Raw genomic sequence first — 17,224 nt, 5'->3', positions numbered from 1 at the left:
TGATGTAAATGTAGATTAAGGGAATAAGCGCAGCTTCTTCAGCTTGTCCGCCAGGGACGGGCCGAAGCCCGGAAGCTGGCGCAGCTCGCTCTCGCTAAGGAGCCGCAGGGCTATTGCCCCTACGGCAAAGACAACGCAGCCTGCGAGCACTCCGAGCAGGCTCTGCGCCAAGCTGGCGGTGCGCCCGCCGCCAATGCCAGCGGCCGTAGCCGCAGCGCCCACGCCCCAGCTGGCGGCTGCGGCGGCAAGAGCCAGGCCCGCTGTGAGCAGCGCGGGCCGTGCCAGGGCATCTGCTAGGCGAAGCCGCAGATGGCCCTGGCGGTAGAGCAGCAGCACGTTGAGCGCTGCTGCGAACGAATGCGCGGCCACGCCAGCGATGGCCGCGCCGGTAATGCCCTGCTGCGGGACCAGCAGCAGGTTCAGGGCCGCCTTGAGCAGCGCGGCGGCCAAAAGGTGCAGGGCCGGGGCGCGCACGTAGCCGAGGCCCTGCAGGAGCACAGCTGAGATGATGCTGACCGTACCGCCAACAGCGGTTAAGGCCAGCCAAGTCATAGTGCTGCTACCGGCGGTATCCCCGTAAAGAGCCATATTAATCGGCTCAGCAAGCACTGCTAGGCCTGCTGAGGCCGCTAGACCTAACAGCCAGAACCAACGCAGCGATAAGCTGCAACGGCTCTCGATCAGCTTCGTATCCCCTTTGTACTTCGCCTCTGCCAAGGCTGGAATGAACACAACGGACAAAGAAGTGGCGATCATCGTTACAATCTGCACTAACGGCAAACCGCGATTGTACACACCAAATTGTGTCATCGCCTCCACTTCGCTCCCTACAGAGGATAGCAAGCGAGGTACAGTGAATACATCTACAAGGCCGATAAGAGGCATTGCCAGTGCGCCAAGCATCACAGGAATTCCATAAGCCAGCAATGTACTTGCTTTAACGCCCTTCATCCGTTGATTGGAACGCCCTTTACTTTCCATATTGGGCAGCTTTAAATCTTGACTCTCGACAGAGACGGCAGCATCTAAAGAGGTGTCCTGTCTTAACTGCCGCCGATGACGTCGCAAAAACAACAGCATAATCACAAGCCCTGCTACCCCTCCCCCAGCGGAGCCAAGCAATGCGCCAGCAGCGATGCTCTCAGCGCCTGCCCCCTGTGAGGTCAGATATAACAGCAGTACAATCATCACTGTAACACGTACGGACTGCTCTACAATTTGTGACACAGCCGTTGGAACCATATTATGAAGTCCCTGAAAGTAACCACGCAATGCTGACATGATTGGTACAACTGCCAGTCCCCAAGCACTTGTTCGTAAAGCGGGCATCACATGCGAGTTGCCGACCCACTCAGCTATAATCGGCGCACCTGCATAGGTAATTGCTCCGATAACCAATCCGCTAAGACTCGTTATTACGGCAGATACCAGCAAAATTCGCCGCCCCTCATCATCCCGCCTTCCGGCAGAAGCCTCAGCGACAAATTTGGATATGGCTGCTGGCAGACCCAGCATCGCTACCGTTAACAACATCGTGTACAAGGGATAAACTGTGTTGTATATACCAAATACCGCATCTCCGCCAAGATTTTGCAGCGGGATCTTTTGGAGTGTACCTATAAGCTTTGAAATAATCGCTGCGGCACTTAAAATAAATGCCCCTTGGAGCAATCGTGATGTTTGTGTGTTAGATTTCATAAAATACCTGCTTCTACGACTTTGATGGGATGAATTTCTATATTATAACGTATGTATGCCCACAAGTAGAAACGGTTTTGTATGAACGACAAAACCCCGTTTACCCTTTGTATATCTTACCAAAAGGAAAGCGGGGTCTATATTACGATTACTGCTCCATTTGTTTGCCGAGGAATGCAGCGGCGGTTTCGGCCATTTTCACTTCCATTGACGACATTTTTGCCGAATCATCCTTGCTTACCATCACTACACAACCAATAGGATCTCCACCGGAAATGATCGGTGAGGCTACATATGAGGACACCAAATCCGGATGATCTTTAGCGATTTCATAACTGCCTTCGTTGGTTTCCAGCACCGTCTTACGACTATCCATGACCTTCTCCAAGAGGATTCCTACTTGTTTCTCCAAATAGTCTTTCTTGGAGCCTCCAGCTAGTGCAATAAAGGTATCACGATCAGCAATCATCGTAATATGACCAGTACCTTCGAATAACGACTCCGCGTACTCTTTTGCAAAGTCACCCAACTCACCAATCGGGGAATATTTCTTGAGTATGACTTCACCGTCCCGATCGACGAAAATTTCCAATGGGTCGCCTTCTCTAATCCGTAGAGTACGTCTAATTTCTTTGGGAATAACCACTCGTCCGAGATCATCAATACGCCGAACAATTCCAGTAGCTTTCATTTCACATGTGCCCCGCTTTCTTAAGAAGTATGGTCTTACTACTGTCCATTATGGGAAAGGATAATCCCAGTGATTTATCGTAATATCTGACCATAGTATTCATCTCTTCCCAGATCCTTATACATAAGCTGACATGTATTAATATCTGTATCAAGATAAAGCCGTTCTACAGATGTTTCTTCGAAATAAAAAGCCATCTTCACATTAAGTGAGGATGGCTTTTTCTAAGGTAAGCTTGTCCATTTTTGCCGATGTTTATTCAGCGGCTTTTGTAGCGCTTGGGGATGCACTTGGTGCTGTAGTGGCTTCTGTTCCGGATTCATCTGCGGCAGCAGAGCTCTTCGGCAGATTGATGTTCTCAATAATGCCTTCCAAATCTTTCTCCATGAACGCTTCTAGGTTCTTGGACACAATGGAGCTCTTAATGCCTTCTTTTTGTTCATCAGTTAACTGGTCAAAGGTTTTGTCTGTGCGGGACTCCACCTTAATAATGTGGTAACCGTAAGAAGTCTCTACAGGATCACTAATGGTATTCAAAGGCAACGTTTGGGCAGCCTTCTTAAACTCATCTACATAGGTGCCTACAGCTTTATCTTTGTATTCTCCGCCCGTTTCCTTAGAGGCTGTATCGTCAGAGTATTCCTTAGCGATTGCTGCAAAATCAGCTCCGCCGTCCAGCTTTGCCTTAACTTCCTTCGCGATTTTCAGAGCTTCTTCGCTGGTGCGCTCTTTGTTGTCAGCATCGGTCAGACCGATCAGCACATGACGCAAAGTCGCTACCGTAAAGTCACCTTTTGTAGCTTCAAATTCTTTAACAACCTGATCGTCGGTCACTTTAAGCAGCATATCCTGATAAACTGTCAGCACACGCTCCATATAACTATGGATGTCGCCCTCAGTAACGTCTGCGTCTTTTAGTGTTTTCTTATAATTGTCGCCCAGAGCTTTCTTCAAATCTGCGATTTGGCTATCTGCCTCTTTCTTCGCCTGCTTCTTCGCTTCATCCGTTGCTTGGGAAGCCAAGTATTCGAAGCCCACTTCCTGTTTCAAAATAGACTCCTTAAAAGCATCAATCTCTAAATATTGCGCTTGCTGTGGGGAGAGGAATTTCATGATTTTTTGATCCATCGCAAATTCCTTCTCTGTAATCGTTCCACCTTTATAAGTCGCTACTGCCTTGCTATCATCAGCACTACTACCGCATGCTGCGAGCATAGAAAAGGAAACCGCTGCTACCAATGAAACGAGCAGAACTTTCCATGATTTTTTTTTATTTAACGACATTGTGTAGTTCTCCCTTCGATTTAAAAGACTGTTTAGCTTCCTTAAGAAACTGTTCAAGCAAGTCAAGCAGCTGTTTATCACTTAAATCTTTCGATTTAACTCGGATACTGGCTTTAGCATCTCTATCGAATTGTACACGTCTTTCGAAGCTATTTCCAACTTTAGCGAGTTTTGCTGTATCCAGAGCGCCAAGACTCCCCTCGTAGAAATTCAGGGTAACATCATCACCACGTCTGATCATGGAATCAATACCATACATTTTCCCATACACTTTCAGACGAGCCACAGTTAGTAGATTAACAACTGCTTCAGGCAGTTCTCCGAACCGATCCAAAAGCTCATCCTCAAGCTCAGAAGCATCATCGAAGGATGTCACTGCCGCAACTTTTTTGTAGATTTCAATTTTCTGGATACTGTCGTAAATATACTCGGATGGCAGATACGCGTCAATCGACAAATCAATGACAGTATTGCCTTCTTTAAGGGACGTATCCTCCTCACCAAGTACAGTAACCTTACGCTTGCGAATTTCCTCCGCCAGCATTTGTGAGTATAGATCAAATCCTACGGATGCAATAAAACCATGCTGTTCTGCGCCAAGTAAGTTGCCGGCACCGCGAATAGATAAATCTCGCATCGCTATTTTGAAACCAGAACCGAGTTCCGTAAATTCCTTAATAGACTGCAGCCGCTTCTCTGCCACTTCCGTCAGAACCTTGTCCCGTTGATACGTGAAATAGGCGTACGCAATCCGGTTGGACCGGCCTACACGTCCACGCAACTGATACAGCTGAGACAAGCCCATCTTATCCGCATCATGCACAATAAGTGTATTTACGTTAGGAATATCTACACCCGTCTCAATAATACTTGTGCTGACCAGCACATCGTATTCTCCATCAAGAAAATCAAGGATCGTCTTCTCGAGCTCAGCTTCCGACATTTGACCATGTCCGATGCCTACCCTAGCCTCAGGAACTAGCATGGAAATTTGAGCGGCCATTTCTTGAATGCCCTGCACACGATTATAGAGATAGTAAACTTGACCGCCACGAGCTAATTCGCGCTCTACAGCTTCCCGCGTAAGTGTCTGACTATGCTCAACCACATAAGTCTGCACGGGAAAACGGTTCTCTGGTGGCGTCTCAATGACAGACAAATCACGCACTCCCAGCATCGACATATGCAGTGTACGAGGAATTGGAGTTGCTGTTAGGGTAAGAACATCTACATTCGTTTTTAACTTTTTCAGCTTCTCTTTATGAGTCACACCAAACCGCTGTTCTTCATCCACAATCAATAAACCGAGGTCCTTGAATACAAGATCCTGAGACAATAAACGGTGGGTACCGATAACCACATCAACCGTTCCCGCCCGAACGCCTTTAATCGTCTCATTCTGCTCCTTACGGCTGCGGAAACGACTTAGAACTTGAATATTCAGCGGATAATTAGCGAAGCGTTCCCGGAAGGTCTCATAATGCTGCTGAGCCAAAATCGTTGTCGGTACCAGCACAGCTACCTGTTTACCTTCAATCGCTGATTTAAAAGCTGCTCGGATAGCTACCTCCGTCTTCCCATAACCAACGTCTCCACAGAGGAGCCGGTCCATCGGACGATTCTGCTCCATATCCTTCTTAATTTCTTCAATCGCTCTAAGCTGATCCCTTGTCTCCTCATATGGGAACATCTCTTCAAATTCACGCTGCTCCTGCGTATCCTTCTCAAAACCATATCCTGCAGCACTTTGGCGTTCAGCATACAATTTTATTAGATCATCAGCAATATCCTGAACGGAAGAGCGGACCTTATTAGTCACCCGTGTCCATTCATTACCGCCTAGTTTATATACTTTCGGCTCTTTATCTTCTGAACCGACATATTTCTGAATCAAGTCAATTTGCTCAATCGGCACGGAGAGCTTATCGCCGCCCGCATATAAAATATGCATGTAGTCGCGATGAATCCCGCTGACCTCCAGCGTACCGATCCCCATATACTTACCGATACCGTGGTTCTGGTGAACGACATAATCGCCGATTTTCAGCTCAGTATAACTCTTAATCCGTTCAGCATTATCTATTCCCTTGGAGATCTTACGTGCCTTCCGCTGCTTCTGAGAGAACAGCTCTCCTTCCGTGATAACGGCTAAATGAATAGAAGGCAGTTCAAAGCCAGAACCCAGATTTCCTTGTACGATCGTTGGCTCATCAATACCGTAGTCATAGAGGACTCTGCGCACACGTTCAATCCGTTCTTCACTGCTCGCAAGCATCATTACCTTTACACCGGACTTCTGCCAACGCTCCATTTCTGATTTAAGCACGTTCATCTGACCATGGAAATCCTGCATCCCACGGCTAATAAACCCAAGAATGTTTTGTGGTTGAATATGCGGGACCTGACGCAAAAAGATCGACATAAACAGGCTTTGAAACGGACGTTTGTACATCACAACATCTGTTTCGACAGAGAGATCCAGATCCGGCAATGTTTTGCCATTTTGCATCAAATGCAGGTTCCATTCCGACTCATCTCGTTCGAGTTGTTTCGCTGTTTCAAGCAGTCTTGTCGGCTCATCGAGAATAAGGATCGTATCCTCCACCATGTAATCAAATAAATGAGAACGTTCAGGATATAAAAGACTGATATATTTATAGATTTCAGGGAAATAAGTCCCTTCACGCAACATCTCCAGCTCACGGCCTATTTCTTCCTTAAGTCGCAGCTTAGCCTGCCGATCCGCCATCTTCTCGAGCTGTCGCTCCAGCCTAACTGATGCTTCAGCGGAAGCAGCTTCTTGGCGAAACCTACTCGCTATGATCTCTTTAGCCGGTGTAATCTTCACACTACGTACCTTATCAATAGAACGCTGGTCCACTGGATCAAAAGTTCTTATGGAATCAACCTCATCATCAAATAACTCAACCCGATAAGCCAAGGGAGAAGTCATTGGATAAAAATCAATAATTCCGCCACGTACGCTTAGCTCACCACGGTTCTCAACCCGCTCTACTCTTTCATAACCCATCTCGATCATGGACATCAAGAATTCATCCAGAGCGAGCGTTCCATCCTGGGAAACCGTAACCTGCGCTTCTGCCATAACCTCTGGAGCAGGAAGCAGTCTGCGCACTCCTGAGTAAGGAACTACAACAATACCACGGAAGCCCTGAGCACATTTGGTCAGTACATCAATACGCTGAGCCAGAGTCTCGGGGCTTGATACAGCTGCTTCCGCAGCCACAAGTTCATTAGCTGGATAGAGCAGAACTCGTTCCGGCGAAAGCGCTTCCTGTAAATCATCGGCCATTTTCTGAGCCGAAAACATATTATGAGTCACCACAAGCAAAGGACGAGCCGTCTCTTCATGCAGTGCTGCAAGCATAATCTGTCTAGCAGAACCTGTAAGCCCCGATATGAGCTGCTCTTTCATACCTGCAGCGACACCTTGGGTGATAGACTGGAAATCGGGATCCTTGGAAAAAGCTTCTATAATACCTTGTAACAACAGGCGCACCTCTCTTACTAAACAGGCTAACGGAAGCCAAAGCCGCCGTCACCTATTATGATTGGAATCGAAAAGAAGCCTCAGCTGTAACGCCAAGGCTTGCGGATGACGATAGAGACAGGCGCTTCCACCTACTGAAGCGGACTTGTCAGCAGGCTAAGCTCCGGATTGTGCTCTAAAGCCTCCTTGCAATAGTCGCAAGTCACCTTTACCGTGATCTCACCTTCTGAATTATACGCTATTATATCTCTGCGCTCCGCAGGGGTCAAGGAATGAAGGCCCAACTGCACTTCTGTAACATCACTTCTATTAATGCTGCCTAGAGATGTCTTGCAGTGCCTACAAACATAGTTTATTGCCATCTATATGCCTCCTGAAGGTACTATATACCTTCAGTATGTCCGGCGAACATCATCTTTAGCCTTAATCACAAACAGAGTTTACAGATCAACCATTGAATTTAGCCATCGTCTGTTCGAATGAATTATGCAAGCTGAACTCCAGTGCATCACAAGTATTAAGGATCATTTGCTTCAGTGGATCGCCTTCTTTTTTAGGAAAAGACGAGAGAACATAATCCACTATGGCAAAACCCGGTTCAGGACGAGAAATACCCATTCGTACCCGATTAAAGCTTTGTGTACCTACATGCTGAATGATCGATTTAATTCCGTTATGTCCACCAGCACTTCCTTGATAGCGCAATCGGATTTTTCCAATTTCGGTATCCAGATCATCGTAAACAACGATCATATCTTCAAGTTTAACTTTGTAATAATCCATATAAGCACGAACGGCCTCACCGGATAAATTCATAAAGGTCATCGGTTTAATCAATACCGTTTTGACTCCACCAATCACGCCTTCACCGATTACGGATTTACATTTGCTTTGGTTGAAAGAAATTCCGTTTTGGGCCGCAAGCTCATCCAATGCCATAAAGCCAACATTATGCCTTGTTTTCGCATATTGTGTTCCCGGATTTCCCAATCCGACAATCCATTTCATTATCGAACCTTTCCTTTCCATTCGGGCTCCCAGCAAGAGAAGTCCGTTTTTGGTACAATAGATCTTATCTACATATCTCTGTGCAACCAGAGCGAAATTATACTCCGAAGACAGGTGATAACCAATGTTACAACCAGGTGGAATCTTAACACATCAACGTGATTTCCAGTACCATATCCAATATGCTGTGCCTGTGGAAATATACAGAGGCGACGTGCACATTGACATCGGTGTATTGACAGCAGTGGACGAAGGATTTGTGGAGCTGCAAGGGACTCTCTATAACCGCAGCATATTCACCTTTGTCTCCCGCGCCGGATATTGAAACCAGCGCTTCCACCTGCATCACGCCGATAAGGGTTACATCTCCGACTACGGAGGTGTAACCCTTTTGTACTATATCATTGATTTATATTTATTCAATCTCAAACAATTTACTAATCGACAACTCTTCATGGACGCGGATAATTGCCTCACCCATAAGTGGAGCCACGGACAACACTTTGAGCTTAGAGGTTGGGTTCGCGCTGCGAATTGGAATGGTATCCGTCACGATAATTTCTTTAATCGGAGAATTCTCCAGACGTTCATGAGCAGGACCAGACAATACTGGGTGTGTACAGCAAGCGTATACTTCCTTCACGCCGCCTTCCATCAAAGCATTAGCACCAAGTACGATGGTTCCGGCAGTATCGATAATATCATCAATCAAAATGGCTGTTTTGCCTTCAATATTACCGATAATGTTCATGACTTCGCTGACATTCGGCTCTGGACGACGCTTGTCTATAATTGCAAGCGGAGCGTTCAGGAAATCAGCAAGCTTTCTTGCACGTACTACACCGCCGTGATCTGGTGATACGACAACTGGGTTCTCAATTTGTTTGGAACGGAAATATTGAGCCAGAATTGGTACTCCCAGCAAGTGATCCACTGGAATATCAAAGAATCCCTGAATCTGCATAGCATGGAGGTCCATCGTAATTACACGGTGAGCGCCGGCTTTTTCAATCAAATTTGCTACCAGCTTGGCCGTAATAGGGTCACGGGAACGAGCTTTACGATCTTGGCGAGCGTAACCATAGTAAGGGATAACCACATTGATGCTTTTTGCGGAGGCGCGTTTGAGTGCATCTACCATAACTAAAAGCTCCATTAGGTTGTCATTAACTGGGCCGCAGGTGGATTGAACAATATACACATGACAACCCCGAACGCTTTCTGACAGCTTGACCTGAATTTCCCCATCGCTAAAGCTTGTAGTATGCGATTCACCCATCGGAATTCCGATGTAATCAGCAATTTGACTAGCTAGCTTAGGATTGGAGTTACAAGTGAAAATCTTTAATTTGGAATCACAATAAGTCATAAAATTTAAACCCTCCGTGACGGAATTTAGCTTTCCAAAGGCGCCGGCGCGGAAATATAAGTCCGTCCGGCGCTTCTTAGCAACGCTTTACGATGGACTCGAGTGGTCTTTCTTCGCTTTTGCACGGGAACGTATCTTCTCAGCATATCCCGGTTTGTTCTCTTGTCTTACTCTAGCAACAGCAAGATCGTTCTCTGAAACGGAACGCGTAATTGTCGAACCAGCTACAACAAAAGCCCCTTTGCCCACAGTAACTGGTGCAATAAGGTTAACGTTACTGCCGATAAAGGCATCGTCTTCAATTGTTGTCGTAGATTTATTATACCCGTCATAGTTAACAGTAATCGCACCGCAACCGACGTTTACATTCTTACCCACAGATGCATCGCCAATATAGCTAAGATGTGACACCTTAGAGCCGTCACCAATCGTAGCATTTTTGATCTCGACGAAATCTCCAACTTTCACTTCTTCTCCAAGTATAGAACCTGGACGCAAATAGGCAAAAGGCCCAACGGTAGTCCGTGCGCCGACTTGTGCTTGATTCAATACAGACTGCTTAATCGTTGCGTCGTCCATGATCTGACAATCCTCGATTTCGCTTGCCGGTCCGATCACACAATTCTCACCGATTACAGTTTTCCCCTTCAAGATGGTTCCTGGATAGATCGTTGTATCAGAACCAATGACCACATCTGCTCCGATATAAGTGGAGGCAGGATCGATTATGGTTACGCCACCCAGCATATGTTTGCGGTTGATACGTTGACGCATAATTGCTTCCGCATCTGACAAAGCTAGACGGTCATTAACACCAATAGACTCGTTAGCATCCTCAGTCTGAAAAGCTAGAACAAGATCACCTTGCTCACGCAGAATACTGATAACATCTGTTAAATAATATTCTTGTTGATTATTGCTGTTAGTAACCTTCTCTAACGCTGAAAATAACTTAATGTTATCAAAGCAATAAATTCCTGTATTAATTTCATGAATAGCAGCCTGTTCGGCATTACAATCTTTCTGTTCTACAATCTTCAATAAACCGCCATCTTCACTACGAATAATCCGTCCTAACCCGGATGGATCATCCATTACTGCAGTTAATACAGTCGCTGCTGCCTGACGTTCCTCATGCAGAGCCATTAATCCTATCAGCGTCTCCGATGTAATAAGCGGAGTGTCGCCATAGGCAACAATCGTTGTTCCCTCTTCACTACCGAGCAAATCCTTAGCCTGTTTGACAGCGTGACCAGTACCGAGCTGAGTTTCCTGCAGCACGTATTCCGCACCTTGCCCTACAAAGGCCTTAACTTTCTCTGCGCCATGCCCAACAACAACAACGGTGCGCTGGCATCCGGTAGCTTTTACTGTATCAAGCACGTGCCCTACCATTGGCTTACCGCAAACGGGGTGCAGCACCTTATATAATTTAGATTTCATTCGCTTGCCTTGACCTGCGGCAAGAACTATAGCCATTCTTTTCAAGAATGCCAACCTCCTACTCTTGAACTCACTACTGAATATATCTCATTCCGGGCAAAAAGAAAAGAGAACCATGAAGTCATGGTTCCCTTTTCTATAAACCCCATGTTAGAAAAGCATTTATCGCTGCCTTTCGAAGATGTCGTCAAATCCTTCACTAGCGGTAGCTTTTCTTGCAAGATCAAGCTGCTTAAGTCCTGAAGTGTATTCGGTATGATCTTATCAAAAACGGCGGATCCTACGCCACCCAAAAGGTAGCCGTCTTCCGAGGCAGCCTAAGCTCCCTCTTCAATAACTTCTTCTTCTTCAGTAGCGGCGCGATCGTACTCGGCTAAAACCGCGGATTGAATCTTCTCGCGTGTTCCCGAAGAGATCGGGTGAGCGATATCGCGGAATTCGCCATCCGGTGTACGCTTGCTGGGCATTGCAACAAACATCCCGTTATTACCATCGATGACGCGAATGTCATGAACAACAAACTCGTTATCGATTGTAATGGATGCGATTGCTTTCATTCTCCCCTCAGAGTTAACGCGGCGGAGTCTGACATCCGTAATTTGCATGTGTGTGTTCACCACCTTTTTCCATCAGAGACTTGGTGTATAATTCCACACAGCAAAGCGAATTCCTTCTTTTTGATTCCATAAAATACCTAAAAAAGAAATATATTTTTTAGGATCTGTTGTTTTCGACATGCATCGGGTGATTTTCTTAATATTCCTTACGTTTTCGACAATTTCCACGCTTTTTGAAAACGTAGAAACGTCAAACCATCAAGAGGAAAAATAGTTACCCGGATGCGCTGAAATCCGCCGCTCTTTCGAATCGACCTCGCTCAGCTTTACTAAAGACACATAGTCATGCAACAGGCGTTCTTCCGACTCTACTGCGCCTGACTCAACTAATACACCCACTCCAGCAACCTCGGCATTAAACTCTCCCAGTAAGTCGACCATCCCTCGAACGGTTCCGCCTGCCTTCATGAAGTCATCTACAATGAGTACCCGCGATTTCTCCTTGAGTGCACGTCTGGAGAGAGACATGGTGTGTATGCTCTTATGTGATCCAGATACATAGTTAATACTTACTGCCGAGCCTTCTGTAACCTGATGGTCACGTCGTACCAGTACTACTGGCAAGCCGAGCTGTGCTGCCGTTGCATAGGCTAACGGAATCCCCTTAGTTTCTACTGTCATCACCACATCGATTTCCGATCCATAAAAGGCCGTTGCGATGATCTTCCCCGCCTGCTCCATCAAAGATGGCAGTCCAAGCAGATCCGACATATACAAATAACCACCGGGCAGTATCCGATCTGTCTGTTCTAGCTGCACACATAAACGTTTAACAAAAGAGAGCGCCATTTCTTTAGGCATAACAGGAATATAACGTACTCCACCTGCTGCGCCGGCTAAGGTCTGAAGCTCACCGATGCCTTCACCTTCAAATACTTCTTTTATGATTGCCAAATCTTCACTGATGGAGGACTTAGCCGCTCCATACCGATCGGCAAATATAGACAGCGGCAGTAGGTCATGTGGCCGCTCAAGTAAAAACTGAGTCATGTCTACCAAACGTTGGCTTCTTTTTAATTTCTTCACGGAATGCTCCTCGCCAAAACCGAATATTTTATGAAAAATATATCACTTTTGTACGGGTTTACACAAGAGAAGCATATTAATTGAGTGATCTCACTGCATAGACTTCCTTGCAGAACCCTCGCAGTCCATTATAAATTCTTGCTACTTTAGACTGCTTGGACACTAAACCGAACACTGTAGGACCGCTGCCGGACATTAAGACTCCGTCTGCTCCGAGCTTAACCATCGCCTCTTTGAGCTGCTGTACCTCTGGATGCAGCTTTAAAGTAACATCCTCAAGCACATTACCCAGATGATTACACACGCCCCCAAAATCTCCAGCTTCGATCGCGTCCTGCATCTTTCTAGCCGAAGGATGAACAGCTATATTATTGCTCCGAACGCGTCCGTATACTTCCGCAGTCGATACATTGATAGGTGGCTTAGCCAATACTACCCAGCATTGCGGAGGGTTCTTAATCGGCGTCAGCTTTTCGCCACGACCTGTTGCCAAGGCAGTACCGCCTGTAACGCAGAACGGCACATCTGAACCAAGCTCAGCACCAAGCTCCTGTAGCTCCTGTGAAGGTATGCCTAGACGCCACAGCCGATTAAGGCCGCGTAGCGTAGCTGCTGCATCGCTGCTTCCGCCAGCCAGGCCAGCAGCGACCGGTATTCTTTTGTCCAGATGGATATGTACACCACTCTTCACGTTATAACGCTCTTTAATAAGCCTAGCCGCCTGAAAGGCCAGGTTCTTCTCATCTAGAGGAATATAACCCGCTTGACTTGATATTATAATAGTATCCCTTGGCAGCTCAGACAGCTCTAAGCGGTCTGCTAGATCCACCATGGTCATAATCATTTCCACCTCATGAAAACCGTCAGCACGCTTGTGCAGCACATCCAGCATCAAATTAATTTTCGCTGGTGCCTTTTCATACATTTTCAAGGCGTTCACCCACCTTCAGCTTTTCCCGTAAAAACAACTTAACATATTATATGAAAAACTTCTAATGAAGTCCAATAATAAAAGGGTGTCGCCAGTTGGACGCACCCTTATTCGTTAAATAAATGTTCACACCCTAAAGATTAAGATTTCCGGGCAGCTTGTTCAGCGAGCTGAATTGCTCTTTTTACCATATTGCCGGCATCCTTTGCCCGGATTCCTCCCCAGCCTTCACGTTCTACAGTTTCGTAAAAACCAAGCTCCTTGGCTAACTCCGTCTTTAGTTCTTCCGACATCGTGCCTCGTTTTCTTCGGCTCATTACGGAATTCCTCCCTTATGAAAGTAAATGATAAACCCATTGCTCAATTAGTATGCTTGCTAAGAACAAGGATCATTCACCGGACATGTTAACCGCCAAAAAGAACCGGCCGTCCTTTATCAAGGACAACCGGTTCTCGTAGAAATAAAAAACAGCCTCCAAAGGAAGCTGCCTGTGAGACATTAAGCTTTAATATACATAATCCGCATCTGCCCATCGTCTTCACAAACTGTGATTTCCACAGATTCAGTAAGGATATCGGCATAGCTATAGGAGACTCGCTTGAATGTTTGCTGCTCCTGATCCAGTTTGACAATAAATACAGAAGGGTACGTTTCTTCCAGGACACCGGTGCGTTCAACGGTTTTACGACGACCTCCGTTTGCACGCAACGTGATCTTATGACCGACGTGAGCTTCGAGACTGCGTTTAATTTCCAACAGCGCGTTATTAGCCATTGCCTGACGACCACCTCTTTTCTTGTCCATTATACAACTTTCTCAGGCGTTTGTCAAAGCAAATAAATAATTATAGATGATGAATATTTGGTTGTCAACGGAATTTTTTTGCGGGCAATCAGAGGCGAACTAATATCCTTGTTATCTGTAATGCGATTGCTACTAAGCAAGAAAACATATCCTTGTAGTTCTTTAAAGATAGCAGCTATTTCACGTAATAAATCCCCCAAAGTGGGGGGCTTCGATCCGTGCCCAGGTACTTTGCGGGTGCCCCAATATATATGCTCTGAACATAAAAAAAGGGTCAAGCATATCGCTCACCCTCTCTTCACATTATTCTATTTGGCCACTCCAAATTACCAATTAGCCTTGGAAAATAGACCTACCCCTGTCGATTAAATCGCAGAAGGTGTCACTTTTAGTGCTGACAGGTTCTGCAGACGCGGCATCCCAATACGGAAGCTGCCACGGGTCTCAATACCGCCGATTCCCTGATTACCACTAATGGTGTTGTTCAAAACATCACTCAGATTCACCGTATCCCTAATGGGCGTGAACGACGATTTTGCCGCTACGTATACTGGGTCTAAGGCATGGATCAATATCCGTCCAGGGGAACTGGCAAAGTTCGCCCCTGCCCCCAGCAGCGCTTCAAAATGTGACTGGCAAGCACCTGCAACAATCGTCAACGCATCAAAATTTCGCTCATAATCCCTAGCTACCCTAATAGCAGCTACGAAGTTTTGCGAATTTTTATAGCTGCTCAGACTGTGAAGATCGTAAGTATGCTGTTGCTTCAGCACCCCGTCATGACCGGTAATCACCACAATATCTGGACGCACGCGGGGCAGCAGCCGGTATAAAGTGTCAGCCATTGCGGACTCATGAACATGATGACCTTCAGCAGGGATCCGCAATTGCTCATATAAGCTTAGACTCTTATTCAAGTACGCCGGATCGCCATCCAGATGTAGTACTTTCCCCGGCACTTCAAAATAGGCAGCTTCCTTGGGCGATGGAGCCCATGCCCCCTCTGATAGAGCGCTCCCGCTCCGCTGACTTTGCTCCTGTCGGTCTTTCCGCAGCTGTGTCAGTGATTCATTCGCTTTAATCTGTGCTTGTTGTCCTCGTTCCGTAATTCGGGTAGGAGGCACTTGAACCAAGTCATTCAGAGGAGAATCCGCCAACAGACGGAAATCTGTGCCTTTAATGACGGCTCTGTCCTGCACAATATGATCTACACGAAAAGTCAAATCACCGCCATACGATTTACGAACGACCAAGTCTCCTAAATTCATTACAACCACCACCTCTACCCCATCGTATGGGCAAAGGCCTCAGTTGGTTCATAACTAGCCGTGTTTTTACTTATACGATTCCAGCAGCCAACAGAACACCGCTCAATCGGGCGTATTCTTCTAAACTTAACGTTTCTCCACGGCGGGTTGGTTCAATACCAGCTTCTGCAAGTAAAGCCTCCAGACGTTCACGTCCCTCTTCAGGGAAGTAACGAGCCTTGAGATTGTTAGCAATCGTTTTGCGACGCTGTGTGAAAGAAGCTTGGACGACCTCAAAGAAATGCTTCTCACTCTCAACTTCTACCGGTGGACGCTCTCTTACCTTTAGACGGATTACAGCCGACTCCACATTAGGTTGAGGAATGAATACTGTACGCGGTACAATGCAGACGAGCTCAGGCTCACTGTAATACTGCACGGCAATGCTAAGGCTTCCGTATTCCTTCCCTCCCGGAGAAGCAGCCATACGCTCCGCAACCTCTTTCTGAATCATTACAACGATGTTATCAAGCGGAAGCTTCTCTTCGAGCAGCTTCATTAGGATCGGTGTAGTCACATAATACGGCAAATTGGCAACTACGCTTACCTTGTTCACGGATGAAAAGTCTTCCTTGAACAGCTCCTGCAGGTTTACATTCAGAACATCATCATTACGAACCTTAACATGCGGGTAAGGGGAAAGCACGTCCCTTAAAATAGGGATCAACCTACGGTCGATCTCCACAGCGGTTATCGCACCGGCTGTTAGCGCCAAACGCTCCGTCAGTGCTCCAATCCCAGGACCGATCTCTAGAGCCCCTGAGTCGCTATCTAGCCCAGCAGCGTCTACAATCTTGTCCAATATATTTTGATCAATCAAAAAATTCTGTCCTAAGCTCTTCTTGAACTTAAATCCATAACGTTGAATAATCTCTTTTGTCCGTTTTGGAGTTGAAATTTCCTCTCTACCACTCATGAAGTAATGCCCCCCTGATCAATTTGGGCGAGAGCTCCGGCAAATTCCTCCCGCGTAATTCCAAACATCGCCAGCCGCTTGTACAGCTGCTTGCCATTACAATATCCGATTCCAAGCAAATTACCAAGTGCCATACGTCTTTCAGCTGCCCGAGGGTGTACAAGCATTCCAGCGGCCATTAGATCGTCAATTCCAATTATTGCAGGTGCTCCTTCAAAAGAGGTATGTACGTTTCGCAGCGCATGACGAATCGCCTCTGGAGAGGCGTTCTCCACACCGATATCTCCCTTACGGGTTGCGTCCTTCTCCGGAATGAAAGCATGCTTACAGCCCGGCACCTTTGCGGACACAATCTTACGAATTCGTTCACCCGCGTGATCCGGATCTGTAAGAATAATCACCCCTCTACGCTCCATAGCAAGCGCGATCTTCGCAATTACGGTCCGGTCTACCGCCGAGCCCCCTGTTTCGATCGTATCTGCTTCTACAGCGCGTTTAACAGCGACGGTATCACTCTTACCTTCAACGACAATTAATTCCTTAATCATATCTATTGACTCCTTCCAAAAAAAGCAAAAAAGAAGAGGTTTCGCTCCTCTTCTTTTGGTTAAAGAATTT

General features: G+C 46.5%; 17 protein-coding genes. 1 reads left to right on the top strand and 16 read right to left on the bottom strand.

The window, feature by feature from the left end:
- Positions 1 to 15 precede the first annotated feature (15 nt).
- The 6 genes from ACN6MV_RS00275 to pth form a co-directional block, all read right to left on the bottom strand.
- Complete coding sequence (locus ACN6MV_RS00275; protein WP_419885504.1) at positions 16 to 1,698, bottom strand: putative polysaccharide biosynthesis protein; 1,683 nt, start codon at positions 1,696 to 1,698, stop codon at positions 16 to 18.
- A gap of 148 nt (positions 1,699 to 1,846) precedes the next feature.
- A complete protein-coding gene (gene spoVT, locus ACN6MV_RS00270; RefSeq protein ID WP_042123132.1) occupies positions 1,847 to 2,389 on the bottom strand; it encodes a stage V sporulation protein T in 543 nt (180 codons plus the stop codon).
- A gap of 255 nt (positions 2,390 to 2,644) precedes the next feature.
- Complete coding sequence (locus tag ACN6MV_RS00265) at positions 2,645 to 3,673, bottom strand: foldase protein PrsA (RefSeq protein ID WP_419885503.1); 1,029 nt, start codon at positions 3,671 to 3,673, stop codon at positions 2,645 to 2,647.
- Positions 3,660 to 7,184 (bottom strand): transcription-repair coupling factor, encoded by a 3,525-nt coding sequence (gene mfd, locus ACN6MV_RS00260; RefSeq protein WP_339288717.1) that lies wholly within the window; start codon positions 7,182 to 7,184, stop codon positions 3,660 to 3,662. The genes ACN6MV_RS00265 and mfd overlap by 14 nt, the downstream gene beginning before the upstream one ends.
- A 131-nt stretch (positions 7,185 to 7,315) precedes the next feature.
- Positions 7,316 to 7,546: an anti-sigma-F factor Fin family protein gene (locus ACN6MV_RS00255; protein ID WP_076121189.1), complete on the bottom strand. Its 231-nt coding sequence runs from the start codon at positions 7,544 to 7,546 to the stop codon at positions 7,316 to 7,318.
- An 85-nt stretch (positions 7,547 to 7,631) separates the two neighbouring features.
- Positions 7,632 to 8,192: an aminoacyl-tRNA hydrolase gene (pth, locus tag ACN6MV_RS00250; protein WP_060621480.1), complete on the bottom strand. Its 561-nt coding sequence runs from the start codon at positions 8,190 to 8,192 to the stop codon at positions 7,632 to 7,634.
- Positions 8,193 to 8,316: 124 nt separating this feature from the next.
- Between pth and ACN6MV_RS00245 the strand changes: the two genes are divergently transcribed.
- Positions 8,317 to 8,517, top strand: coding sequence for a hypothetical protein (locus ACN6MV_RS00245; protein ID WP_076121190.1), 201 nt, complete (start codon positions 8,317 to 8,319; stop codon positions 8,515 to 8,517).
- 90 nt (positions 8,518 to 8,607) lie between these two features.
- Here the strand turns inward: ACN6MV_RS00245 and ACN6MV_RS00240 are convergent, their stop codons facing one another.
- The 10 genes from ACN6MV_RS00240 to rnmV all read right to left on the bottom strand — a co-directional run bounded on the left by ACN6MV_RS00240 (position 8,608) and on the right by rnmV (position 17,154).
- Complete coding sequence (locus ACN6MV_RS00240; protein WP_036678796.1) at positions 8,608 to 9,561, bottom strand: ribose-phosphate diphosphokinase; 954 nt, start codon at positions 9,559 to 9,561, stop codon at positions 8,608 to 8,610.
- Between the two features lie 87 nt (positions 9,562 to 9,648).
- On the bottom strand, positions 9,649 to 11,040 hold the full coding sequence (gene glmU, locus ACN6MV_RS00235; RefSeq protein ID WP_375105320.1) for a bifunctional UDP-N-acetylglucosamine diphosphorylase/glucosamine-1-phosphate N-acetyltransferase GlmU: 1,392 nt from the start codon (positions 11,038 to 11,040) through the stop codon (positions 9,649 to 9,651).
- Between the two features lie 281 nt (positions 11,041 to 11,321).
- Positions 11,322 to 11,609: a septation regulator SpoVG gene (gene spoVG / locus ACN6MV_RS00230; RefSeq protein ID WP_020425826.1), complete on the bottom strand. Its 288-nt coding sequence runs from the start codon at positions 11,607 to 11,609 to the stop codon at positions 11,322 to 11,324.
- Between the two features lie 210 nt (positions 11,610 to 11,819).
- A complete protein-coding gene (gene purR / locus ACN6MV_RS00225; protein ID WP_042123117.1) occupies positions 11,820 to 12,647 on the bottom strand; it encodes a pur operon repressor in 828 nt (275 codons plus the stop codon).
- Positions 12,648 to 12,723: 76 nt separating this feature from the next.
- Entirely contained in the window at positions 12,724 to 13,578 is an 855-nt protein-coding gene (gene ispE, locus ACN6MV_RS00220; RefSeq protein ID WP_339288713.1) for a 4-(cytidine 5'-diphospho)-2-C-methyl-D-erythritol kinase, read from the bottom strand.
- Positions 13,579 to 13,718: 140 nt separating this feature from the next.
- Positions 13,719 to 13,895, bottom strand: a complete 177-nt coding sequence (locus ACN6MV_RS00215) for a small, acid-soluble spore protein, alpha/beta type (RefSeq protein WP_042123112.1) — start codon at positions 13,893 to 13,895, stop codon at positions 13,719 to 13,721.
- 182 nt (positions 13,896 to 14,077) lie between these two features.
- The gene (gene veg, locus ACN6MV_RS00210) at positions 14,078 to 14,353 is read right to left on the bottom strand and encodes a biofilm formation stimulator Veg (RefSeq protein WP_019914493.1); all 276 of its coding nucleotides are present in this window, start codon (positions 14,351 to 14,353) and stop codon (positions 14,078 to 14,080) included.
- Between the two features lie 395 nt (positions 14,354 to 14,748).
- Positions 14,749 to 15,651 (bottom strand): sporulation peptidase YabG, encoded by a 903-nt coding sequence (gene yabG / locus ACN6MV_RS00205; protein ID WP_076121194.1) that lies wholly within the window; start codon positions 15,649 to 15,651, stop codon positions 14,749 to 14,751.
- Between the two features lie 70 nt (positions 15,652 to 15,721).
- Positions 15,722 to 16,606, bottom strand: coding sequence for a 16S rRNA (adenine(1518)-N(6)/adenine(1519)-N(6))-dimethyltransferase RsmA (gene rsmA / locus ACN6MV_RS00200; RefSeq protein WP_419885502.1), 885 nt, complete (start codon positions 16,604 to 16,606; stop codon positions 15,722 to 15,724).
- Entirely contained in the window at positions 16,603 to 17,154 is a 552-nt protein-coding gene (gene rnmV / locus ACN6MV_RS00195; RefSeq protein WP_042123102.1) for a ribonuclease M5, read from the bottom strand. Before rnmV ends, rsmA begins: the two co-directional genes overlap by 4 nt.
- Positions 17,155 to 17,224: the final 70 nt, after the last annotated feature.

Source organism: Paenibacillus sp. B-A-8, assembly GCF_048572915.1.
Lineage (GTDB): Bacteria > Bacillota > Bacilli > Paenibacillales > Paenibacillaceae > Paenibacillus_AQ.
The sequence above is the reverse complement of the archived record's forward strand: the minus strand, read 5'-3'. Positions and strand labels throughout refer to the sequence as shown.

Coding starts and splice junctions, on each gene's coding strand:
- ACN6MV_RS00245 (WP_076121190.1), top strand. CDS start 8,317: ATGTTACAACCAGGTGGAATCTTAACACATCAACGTGATTTCCAGTAC.
- pth (WP_060621480.1), bottom strand. CDS start 8,192: ATGAAATGGATTGTCGGATTGGGAAATCCGGGAACACAATATGCGAAA.
- ACN6MV_RS00265 (WP_419885503.1), bottom strand. CDS start 3,673: ATGTCGTTAAATAAAAAAAAATCATGGAAAGTTCTGCTCGTTTCATTG.
- spoVG (WP_020425826.1), bottom strand. CDS start 11,609: ATGCAAATTACGGATGTCAGACTCCGCCGCGTTAACTCTGAGGGGAGA.
- yabG (WP_076121194.1), bottom strand. CDS start 15,651: ATGAATTTAGGAGACTTGGTCGTTCGTAAATCGTATGGCGGTGATTTG.
- glmU (WP_375105320.1), bottom strand. CDS start 11,040: ATGGCTATAGTTCTTGCCGCAGGTCAAGGCAAGCGAATGAAATCTAAA.
- veg (WP_019914493.1), bottom strand. CDS start 14,353: ATGGCTAATAACGCGCTGTTGGAAATTAAACGCAGTCTCGAAGCTCAC.
- ACN6MV_RS00240 (WP_036678796.1), bottom strand. CDS start 9,561: ATGACTTATTGTGATTCCAAATTAAAGATTTTCACTTGTAACTCCAAT.
- spoVT (WP_042123132.1), bottom strand. CDS start 2,389: ATGAAAGCTACTGGAATTGTTCGGCGTATTGATGATCTCGGACGAGTG.
- ACN6MV_RS00215 (WP_042123112.1), bottom strand. CDS start 13,895: ATGAGCCGAAGAAAACGAGGCACGATGTCGGAAGAACTAAAGACGGAG.
- rsmA (WP_419885502.1), bottom strand. CDS start 16,606: ATGAGTGGTAGAGAGGAAATTTCAACTCCAAAACGGACAAAAGAGATT.
- ACN6MV_RS00275 (WP_419885504.1), bottom strand. CDS start 1,698: ATGAAATCTAACACACAAACATCACGATTGCTCCAAGGGGCATTTATT.
- ACN6MV_RS00255 (WP_076121189.1), bottom strand. CDS start 7,546: ATGGCAATAAACTATGTTTGTAGGCACTGCAAGACATCTCTAGGCAGC.
- rnmV (WP_042123102.1), bottom strand. CDS start 17,154: ATGATTAAGGAATTAATTGTCGTTGAAGGTAAGAGTGATACCGTCGCT.